Genomic DNA, 9183 nt, shown 5'->3' on the forward strand with positions numbered 1-9183 from the left:
ATGAACGAATGGCGTCCCGACAAGCTTGCCCGCCGGCTGCCAAACCTGCAGGCGCGCACACGCCTGCAGGCGGCGATCCGTCAGTGGTTTGCCGAACAGGGCTTCGTCGAGGTCGAGACGCCGATCCTGCAGATCACGCCCGGGGCCGAGGTGCATCTCACCGGCTTCGCCACCGACTGGGAAGCGCCGGACGGCGAGGAGGAGCAGGTGCGCTGGCTGCACAGTTCGCCCGAATTCGCGATGAAGAAGCTGTTGGCGGGAGGCTTGTCGCGGATCTTCCAGTTCGCCCGCGTGTTCCGCAACGCCGAGGACTCGGCATTGCACCATCCCGAGTTCACCATGCTGGAATGGTATCGCGCCGGCGCAGGCTACGAGACCGTAATGGAAGACTGTGCCGCGGTGCTGCGCCTTACCGGTGCGCGCGAGCTGCGCTGGGAAGGCAATGCCTGCGATCCCGGCGCGACGCCCGAGCGGCTGACCGTGGCGGAAGCGTTCGACCGCCATGCCGGCGTCGATCTGCTGGCGACCATCGGCAGTGCCGAGAAGCTTGCAACGCTATCGGGCATCGCCATGCACAGCGACGACACGTGGGAGGATGTGTTCTTTCGCGTCATGTTCGACAAGATAGAGCGGAAGCTCGGCATGGGGCGGCCGACCATCCTCTGCGAGTATCCCATCTCGATGGCGGCGCTGGCGCGCGCCAAGCCCGGCGACGCGCGCGTGGCCGAGCGGTTCGAGCTCTATGTCTGCGGCGTCGAGCTCGCCAATGCCTTCGGCGAGCTCACCGACCCCGCGATCCAGCGCGCGCGCCTGAAGGCCGACATGGACGAGAAGGAGCGCCTGTACGGCCTGCGCTGGCCGGTCGATCCCGACTTTCTCGCGGCGCTCGACCATGGCCTGCCCGACTGCAGCGGCATCGCCCTCGGCTTCGACCGGCTGGTCATGCTGTCGACCGGCTCGCGCCACATCGAGGACGTGCTGTGGCTGCCCGTGCGGTGATTGCTCCTACGATCGAGCCGCGAACAGCGCGTTGAAGGCGCGGACGGCGGCTTCGGGACCGTCCTCGTGGTTCCAGACGCCGCGCCCTGCCGCGAGAAAGTCGGCGCCGGCATCGATCATCGGCCGGGCATTGACGACGGTGACGTCACCGATCGCCACGCAGGGAATTTCGAACAGGCCGCTCCACCATCCGATCAACTCGATATCGGCCGCATCGAAGGCGACATAGTCGGCGCCGCCGTCGGCTGCTTCCATCGCAAGGTGACGCGAGGAGGGGCAGACTGCGCCGACTTGTCGTTGGGCACCGACGATGCGGCGCGCCTCCGCATAGGCCGCGGCATCGACCTGCACGCCATCGCAGTCGAGCTTCACCGCGAGATCGGGGCGGTCGGCGAGCATGAAGGCGATGTCGCGCTGCTGACATATCGGCCGCAGCGTATCGGCCACCCGCGCGATCGATGCGTCGTCGGCGTCGGGCAGCTGCAGCAAGAAGGCTGCGACGTCGCCGCCGTCGAGCGCTGCCCGCAGATCGGCCGCGAAGATCGCGGCATGATCGAGACGCTCGGGCGAGACGAGATAGAGGCGGCAGCTCTCCGCGGCGGCCACGGTCGGGTTCAGTAGGGGTTGAAGGGAAGCGAAGAAAAGAGGGCGCCGCCGATCGGTGGCGCCCAGGCGACGAGCGCACCCAGGCCCGGACGTTGGCGACCGAGCAACGCAAAGCCCGCGACCGGGGCGGCGAGTGTGGCGGCGAGGGCCACGACCCATACGATCACCGCCCCAGTCTCGCCCTTCATGCCTTCCGGCCCACCGCCGAAGATGAAGCCCGAGACGCCGATCAGCAGTGCCGCAAGGCCGAGATCGACGACCGCGGCCAGGACCAGCATGACCTTCATGGGCGACAGCGGCCGGCGACCGGTCTACATCTTGCCCTGGTATATGCTGATGATCTTGTCCAGCATGTCGAGCGCTTCCTCGCGCGGGCGCTGGAAGGTGTTGCGGCCGATGATCGAGCCATTGGCGCCGCCGTCGCGCAGGCTGCGGATCTCTGTGAACAGCCCTTCGAGGTCCTTGGCCTCGCCGCCCGAGAATACGACGATGCGCCGGCCGTTGAAGGTCGCCTGCATCACGTGCTTGATGCGCGCGGCGAGCGTCGAGATGTCTATCTTGGCCTTCTCGTAGGCGGCCTTGGCCTCGGGCTGCCACAGTACATTGGTCGGCGGCTTTACCTTGATGATGTGCGCGCCCAGCAGCGCCGCCATATGGGCGGCGTAGGCGCAGACATCCATCGCCGTCTCGCCCGCCTTGTCGAGCTTGCCGCCGCGCGGATATGACCAGACGACGACGGCGAGGCCGACCGATTTCGCCTCCTCGGCCAGCTCGCGGATCTCCTCCATCATCTCGTACTGATCTTCCGAACCCGGATAGATGGTGAAGCCGATCGCGGCACAGCCGATTCGCAGCGCGTCGCTCACCGAGCCGGTTACGGCCTGATCCTTGTTGGTGGATAGCGAGTTGGCGCTGTTCAGCTTGAGAATGGTCGGGATTGCGCCCGCGAAGGTGTCGGCGCCGGCCTCGAGCGGGCCGAGAGGTGCTGCATAGGCATTCAGGCCGGCATCGATCGCGAGCTGGTAATGATAGTGCGGATCGTAGGCGGCGGGATTGGGGGCGAAGGAGCGGTCGGGGCCGTGCTCGAAGCCCTGGTCGACGGGCAGAATCACCATCTTGCCCGTACCTCCGAGCTTGCCGTGCATCAGCATGCGGGCGAGGTTCGCCTTGGTGCCGGGGCAATCGCTTTCGTAATTGTCGAGGATCTTCTTGACGGTGCGGGTGATCTTCACGGGCTCGCTCCCATTGGTCGTTCGGGCCTCAATCGGCGCCGGTGATAGCGGCGGCGGGCTGCTGGTTCAAGTCCCGGCCGGTCAACTACCTGCTGCATCATTGATCGGCCGGCCTGCGATGGACACAAAAGGCAATAGAGTCGGATCAAGTGACGGTGAAGCAGGCGGCTGGCCATTGTTACCTCGCCACGGCAAAAGGAAGCGTTCTCGATGCAAAATGACGATCACGGGTCCCCGATGGCGCGCCTGCCTTTCTTCTACGGCTGGATCATCGTCGCCGTGGCGTTCGTGACGGTTGCGCTGGGCGTGACGGCTCGCACGGCCTTCTCCCTGATGTTCCCGCCCATCGTCGACGAGTTCGGCTGGGACCGTGGCCTGGCGGCCGGCGCCTTCTCCTTCGGCTTCCTCGTTTCGGCCCTGGTCAGCCCCGTGGTCGGCCGCTTGATGGACCGCCGCGGCCCGCGGTTCGTCATCGAGATCGGCGTGTTGCTGACGGCGGCGGGACTGGTCGCGGCGACGCGCATCGAGACGCCGTGGCAACTTTACGCGACACTGGGCGTGCTGGTCGGCGGCGGCGCCAACTGCATGACCTTCACGGCGCAGTCGCAATACCTGCCGAACTGGTTCGTGCGTCGGCGCGCGCTTGCCATCAGCATTGCCTTCTCGGGCGCGGGCTTCGGCGCGATCCTCATCCTGCCGTGGATCCAGGAGATCATCCTGCACGATGGTTGGCGCAGCTCGTGTTGGACGCTCGGCATCCTCACGCTGGCGGTTCTGGTGCCGCTCAATCTCGTCGTGCGCAAGCGACCGGAGGACATCGGCGCACAGCCCGACGGCGACGGACAACGTGTCGGTGCGGTATCGCGATCATCGAACGTCGTCGACGCGAAATGGGCCGCGATCGAATGGACAACGTCGCGCGCGATCCGGACGGCACGCTTCTGGTGGATTGCAGTCGCCTATTTCTGCGGCGGCTTCGTCTGGTACGCCGTACAGGTGCATCAGACCAAGTACCTCGTGGAGGTTGGCTTCAGCCCGATGCAGGCAGCATGGGCGCTGGGACTGGTGGCGATGGTGGGCGTGCCCGGACAGATCTTCCTCGGTGCGCTGTCGGACCGGATCGGGCGGGAGCTCGTGTGGAGCATCACGAGCGTGGGCTTTGCCGTTTGCTATGCCGCCCTGCTCGCTCTGGCGGCGGGGCCTTCGCAGCCGCTCCTGTACGTCATGGTGCTGTCGCAGGGTCTGCTGGGTTACGCCATGACCTCGGTCATGGGACCGATCGTGGCCGAGATCTTCGAGGGTCCGCATTTCGGTTCGATCTTCGGGCTGCTGACGGTGGCGCTGATCGGAGGCGGCGCGGCGGGACCGTTCATTGCCGGCATGGTGCACGACCGCACCGGCAGCTACGGCGGCGCGTTCATCCTCTCGATCGCCCTTTGTCTCGTCTCGATCGTCGCCGTTTGGCGGGCCGCGCCCGGCAAGGTGCGGATGGTAGCCGGCCGGGCGCGGGCTCTCGCCGAAGCAAAGATCTAGGGTTCATTCAATCCCTTGCCTGCATAGGGATGCGTCGCCTTCCAGTGGTTGGCGATGTCGATGCGGCGGGTGATCCATACGCCCTTGCGTCCCTGCAGATGGTCGAGCAAACGCCACAGACCGGCGGTGCGGCCGGGATGGCCGGTGAGGCGCATATGCAGGCCGACCGACATCATCTTCGGCTGTGTTCCGCCCTCTCGGTAGAGCACGTCGAATGCATCGCGCACGAGGGTGAACCATTGGTCGGCCGTCGTCATGCCGGCGGCGTATTTGCCGTCATTGTTGGTAAGCGAGTAGGGCACGATCAGATGCGGCTTGCCCTGCACCGTCTGCCAGAAGGGCAGCTCGTCCCCGTAGTAGTCCGAATCGTAGGTGAAGCCGCCTTCCTCGACGAGCAGCCGGCGCGTGTTGACGCTGGGACCATAGCGGCAGTACCAGCCGGCCGGCCGTTCGCCGACGGTCTGGGCGAGCGACTTCACGGCCCGGGCGATGTGCTCGCGTTCCTCGGCCTCGCTGAGGTCGAAGTGTTTGACCCAGCGCCAGCCATGACAGCAGACGTCGAACTTCGCGTCGCGGATCGCCGCGGCAGCTGCCTTGTTGCGCTCCAGCGCCAGCGCGCAGCCGAACACGGTGAGCGGCAGGCCGCGCTCCTGAAAGGCGCGCATCAACCGCCAGAAGCCGACGCGGCTGCCGAACTCGAACATGCCTTCTCCGGCAAGGTCGCGCCCCTTGAGACCGGTCGACGAGCTCGTCGATTCCGTGAGTCCGGTTTCGCTGTAGCCTTCGCCGTCCTGGATCGATGGTTCGGAGCCTTCCTCGTAGTTCATCACGAAGTTGACCGCGACACGCGCGCCGTTCGGCCATTTCGGATCGGGCGGCGTTGCGCCATAGCCCAGGAAGTCACGAGTGGGTTGCCAGCTCATGTCGGTCTCCTCACCAGCTCGGCGCCCATCTGACGGGCGATGTCGGCGATCTTCTCGTTCACGGGATCCATCGAGATCACCTTAACACCGGCGCGCAGGCAGGCGAGCGCCCAGCCCGGCGCATCACCGCAATCGACGATCAGCGTGAAATCGACATCCGCGAACTCGCGCCGGGCGCGCTCCTGCAGCGCGGCGAGATAGCCGGCGCCGTAAAATGCGGCCGCATCCTCGGGCGTCACGAGGATCGGCGCGACCTTCTGCAGGCGCGCCGTCTCCAGCGCCGCCGCGGTCGAGCGCCAGTCGCGGATGAGGATGATGGGCTTCCCCATGCCGGCACAATATCAGTCGCCAAATGGCCGTCAGGGAATCCGAATCGTGAATGGCGCGACCGGCATGAACTCCTCGTCGGCCTTGCTGCCGTCGCGCCACATGAGGACGGCGAAGCGTCCGGGACGGTCGAGCACCGTCAGCCCGTGATGCCATGTATTGGCCCTGTAGGTAATGCCGCGCCGGCCGTCGGCGATGAAGGCCCGGACTCCCGCAAGGTCGGGGCGGCCTTCGTGGCCATGCGGCGCGACGACGATCAGCCAGCGTCCGACATCGAGAGGCAGGAAGGTCTGCGAGGAGAATTCGTGCCGTTCGAGCAGTTCGGCGCGCAGCGGGCGATCGCGGGTTTCGGGCTTGAGGCTGACCGACAGGCTCGGTCGCGCCGTCGGACGCAGATTGCCCAGCGCCTTCTCGTAGTAGAGACGGCCCGGCTCGTCCGGCAGGTCGATAACCTCGCCGAACGGGGAGAAGGCGTCGCCGGTGAGGGGCCGCGGTTCGATCTCCACGGCTCGGCCCCGCGCCATCGGGTTCAGCCCAGCTTGCCCATCGCCACGGCCGTGTCGGCCATGCGGTTGGAGAAACCCCATTCGTTGTCGTACCAGCTCATGACGCGCACCAGCGTGCCGTCCATGACCTTGGTCTGGTCCATATGGAAGGTGGACGAATGACTGTCGTGGTTGAAGTCGATCGAGACGTTGGGCTGGTCGGTCCAGCCCAGGATGCCCTTGAGCTGGTTGGCGGCGGCGAGCTTCACCGCCTTGTTGATCTCGTCCTTGTCGGTCTTGCGCTTGGCGACGAACTTGAAGTCGACCACCGAGACGTTGGGAGTCGGCACCCGAATCGCGACTCCATCGAGCTTGCCGTTCAGCTCCGGCAGCACGAGGCCGACCGCCTTGGCCGCTCCGGTCGAGGTCGGGATCATCGACATCGCGGCGGCGCGGCCGCGGTAGAGATCCTTGTGCATGGTATCGAGCGTGGGCTGATCGCCAGTATAGGCGTGGATCGTGGTCATGAAGCCCTTGTCGATGCCGACCGCGTCGTTCAGCACCTTCACGACCGGCGCGAGGCAGTTAGTCGTGCACGAGGCATTCGAGACGACCTTGTGCTCCGTGGCGAGCTTGTCGTGGTTCACGCCGTAGACGACCGTGAGGTCAGCATGGTCGGCGGGGGCCGAGACGAGGACGCGCTTGGCACCGGCCGCAAGATGGGCCGAAGCCTTGTCCTTGGAGGTGAAGATGCCGGTGCATTCGAGCGCGATCTCGACGCCCAGCTCCTTGTGCGGCAGTTTGGAAGGATCGCGCTCGGCGGTCACTTTCATCTTGCCACGGCCGACATCGATCGTGTCGCTTTCCACCTTGACCTCGTGCGGGAAACGGCCGTGCACGGAGTCGAAGCGCAGCAGATGAGCGTTGGTCTCGACCGGGCCGAGGTCGTTGATCGCCACCACCTCGATGTCCTTGCGGCCCGATTCGATGATCGCCCGCAGGACGTTTCGGCCGATGCGCCCGAACCCGTTGATTGCAACCCGAACTGCCATGTCGTCCTCCTATTGCGCCAGCCGGCGCGCCGCAGCGGCGATCGCCTCGGCCGTGATGCCGAAATGCTTGAAGAGATCCGAAGCCTTGGCCGACGCGCCGAAGGTCTTCATGCCGACGAACTCGCCCTTCGCGCCCAGCCAGCGCTCCCAGCCGAAGCCGCCCGCCGCCTCGCAGGCCACGCGCACGGTGCCGTCGCCACCCATCACCTCGTGTCGATAGCTATCGCTCTGGTGGGCGAAAAGTTCCCACGACGGCATCGACACGACAGCGGCGTCGAGGCCGTCCCTGGCCAGGAGATCGCGGGCCGCGAGCGCTAGGTGCACCTCCGAGCCCGAGGCGATCAGGCGGATCGGTGCCGCCGATGCGCCTGCCAGAAGGTAGGCGCCGCGAGTGCAGAGATTGCTGTCGCCGGCGGTTCGGACGGTCGGCAGATTCTGGCGCGTGAGGGCAATGACGCTGGGCGTCTTCTTGGATTCGAGCGCGAGCTGCCAGCACTCGGCCGTCTCGATGGTATCGGCCGGGCGCAGCACCTGGAGGTTCGGAATTGCACGCAGCGCCGCGAGATGCTCGATCGGCTGATGGGTCGGGCCGTCCTCGCCGAGACCGATCGAATCATGGGTCATCACGTAGATGACGCGTATGCCCATCAAGGCCGCCAGCCGGATCGAGGGGCGGCAATAATCGGTGAACACCAGGAAGGTGCCGCCATAGGGGATGACGCCGCCATGCAGCGCCATGCCGCTCATCGCGGCGGCCATCGCATGTTCGCGGATGCCGTAGTGAATGTAGCGTCCGCTCGCATCCTGCGCTGTGGCAAGGCGGAGACCGGCGGTCTTGGTGTTGTTCGAGCCGGTAAGGTCAGCCGAGCCGCCGACCGTATCGGGCAGCACCGGGTTGATCACTTCGAGCACTTCCTGGCTCGACTTGCGCGTCGCCCAGCTCGGCCTTTCGGCCGCGACCTTGGCCTTGAAGGCGACCACCGCGTCGTTGACCGCAGCCGGCAGGTCGCCTTTGAGCCGCCGGTCGAACTCGGCACGGTCGTCGGTGTTCATCTCGGCGTGGCGTTTGAGCCACTTCCGCCGCTGCGACTTGCCGCGCGTGCCGATCTTGCGCCAGGCGGTGAAGATCGGCTCGGGAATCTCGAACGGCGGCGCGGTCCAGCCGAGCTTCTTGCGGGCGCCCGCGACCTCGTCCGCGCCGAGCGGCGACCCGTGTGTCGCGGCCGTGCCCGCCTTGGTCGGTGCGCCGAAGCCGATCACCGTATTGCAGGCGATCAGCGAGGGCTTGTCGGTGACCTTGCGCGCCTTGCGGATCGCCCTCGTCACGGCGTCCGGGTCGAGTCCGTCGACCGATTGCACGTGCCAGCCGGCGGCGGCGAAGCGCTTCCTGTGGTCCTCGGAGGTCGAAAGCGAGGTCGGGCCGTCGATCGAGATGCCGTTGTCGTCGTAGAGCACGATCAGCCGGCCGAGGCCGAGGTGGCCGGCGAGCGTGATCGCCTCCTGACCAATGCCTTCCATCTGGCAGCCGTCACCCGTGATCACGTAGGTAAAGTGATCGACGATATCGGCGCCGAAACGCTGGCGCAGCAGACGCTCGGCGAAGGCGAAGCCGACGGAATTGCCGAGCCCTTGGCCGAGCGGGCCGGTCGTCGTCTCGATGCCGCTCGCGTGGCCGTACTCGGGATGGCCGGCGGTACGGCTGCCGAGCTGGCGGAAATGCTTCAGTTCCTCAAGCGTCATGTCGGCATAGCCGGTGAGATGAAGCAGGGAATAAAGCAGCATCGAGCCGTGCCCGGCCGACAGGATGAAACGGTCGCGGTCGGGCCAGTGCGGATCGGTGGGATCGAACTTCAGGAATTTCGTGAACAGGACCGTGGCCACGTCGGCCATGCCCATCGGCATGCCGGGATGGCCTGAATCGGCCTGCTGCACGGCATCCATGGCCAGAGCCCGGATAGCGTTCGCCATGTCGCGATGTGCAGCAGTTGGTGCAGTCATCAGATGCTGTCGCCGTAGGGATTTTCGA

The 9183-nt window shown here is 66.2% G+C and carries 10 protein-coding genes; 2 read left to right on the forward strand and 8 right to left on the reverse strand.

Annotated features, from left to right (window positions below):
* Complete coding sequence (gene epmA / locus VH499_RS09985; RefSeq protein WP_332052567.1) at nt 1–999, forward strand: EF-P lysine aminoacylase EpmA; 999 nt, start codon at nt 1–3, stop codon at nt 997–999.
* Between the two features lie 6 nt (nt 1000–1005).
* Here epmA and VH499_RS09990 read toward each other — a convergent pair whose 3' ends face one another.
* From VH499_RS09990 to VH499_RS10000, 3 genes are read right to left on the reverse strand one after another with little or no spacing between them, the layout of a single operon-like run.
* Nucleotides 1006–1605: a thiamine phosphate synthase gene (locus VH499_RS09990; RefSeq protein ID WP_332052568.1), complete on the reverse strand. Its 600-nt coding sequence runs from the start codon at nt 1603–1605 to the stop codon at nt 1006–1008.
* 8 nt (nt 1606–1613) lie between these two features.
* A complete protein-coding gene (locus VH499_RS09995; RefSeq protein WP_332052569.1) occupies nt 1614–1892 on the reverse strand; it encodes a hypothetical protein in 279 nt (92 codons plus the stop codon).
* A 24-nt stretch (nt 1893–1916) separates the two neighbouring features.
* The gene (locus VH499_RS10000) at nt 1917–2837 is read right to left on the reverse strand and encodes a class I fructose-bisphosphate aldolase (RefSeq protein ID WP_332052570.1); all 921 of its coding nucleotides are present in this window, start codon (nt 2835–2837) and stop codon (nt 1917–1919) included.
* A 237-nt stretch (nt 2838–3074) separates the two neighbouring features.
* On the opposite strand from VH499_RS10000, the gene VH499_RS10005 reads away from it, so the two are divergent.
* On the forward strand, nt 3075–4370 hold the full coding sequence (locus tag VH499_RS10005; RefSeq protein ID WP_332052571.1) for an MFS transporter: 1296 nt from the start codon (nt 3075–3077) through the stop codon (nt 4368–4370).
* Here the strand turns inward: VH499_RS10005 and VH499_RS10010 are convergent.
* From VH499_RS10010 to tkt, 5 genes are read right to left on the reverse strand one after another with little or no spacing between them, the layout of a single operon-like run.
* Nucleotides 4367–5293: an allantoinase PuuE gene (locus VH499_RS10010; protein ID WP_332052572.1), complete on the reverse strand. Its 927-nt coding sequence runs from the start codon at nt 5291–5293 to the stop codon at nt 4367–4369. The two genes, VH499_RS10005 and VH499_RS10010, sit on opposite strands and share 4 nt — an antisense overlap.
* Nucleotides 5290–5622, reverse strand: a complete 333-nt coding sequence (locus VH499_RS10015) for a hypothetical protein (RefSeq protein WP_332052573.1) — start codon at nt 5620–5622, stop codon at nt 5290–5292. The genes VH499_RS10010 and VH499_RS10015 overlap by 4 nt, the downstream gene beginning before the upstream one ends.
* A 30-nt stretch (nt 5623–5652) precedes the next feature.
* Nucleotides 5653–6126 carry an ureidoglycolate lyase gene (locus VH499_RS10020; protein ID WP_332052574.1) on the reverse strand — a complete coding sequence of 158 codons (474 nt, stop codon included), beginning with the start codon at nt 6124–6126 and terminating at the stop codon, nt 5653–5655.
* A 23-nt stretch (nt 6127–6149) separates the two neighbouring features.
* Nucleotides 6150–7157, reverse strand: coding sequence for a type I glyceraldehyde-3-phosphate dehydrogenase (gap, locus tag VH499_RS10025; protein WP_332052575.1), 1008 nt, complete (start codon nt 7155–7157; stop codon nt 6150–6152).
* Between the two features lie 9 nt (nt 7158–7166).
* Nucleotides 7167–9155, reverse strand: coding sequence for a transketolase (gene tkt / locus VH499_RS10030; protein ID WP_414709770.1), 1989 nt, complete (start codon nt 9153–9155; stop codon nt 7167–7169).
* Nucleotides 9156–9183 lie beyond the last annotated feature (28 nt).

Origin of the sequence: Reyranella sp., from assembly GCF_036558665.1 — a bacterium.
Classification (GTDB): domain Bacteria; phylum Pseudomonadota; class Alphaproteobacteria; order Reyranellales; family Reyranellaceae; genus Reyranella.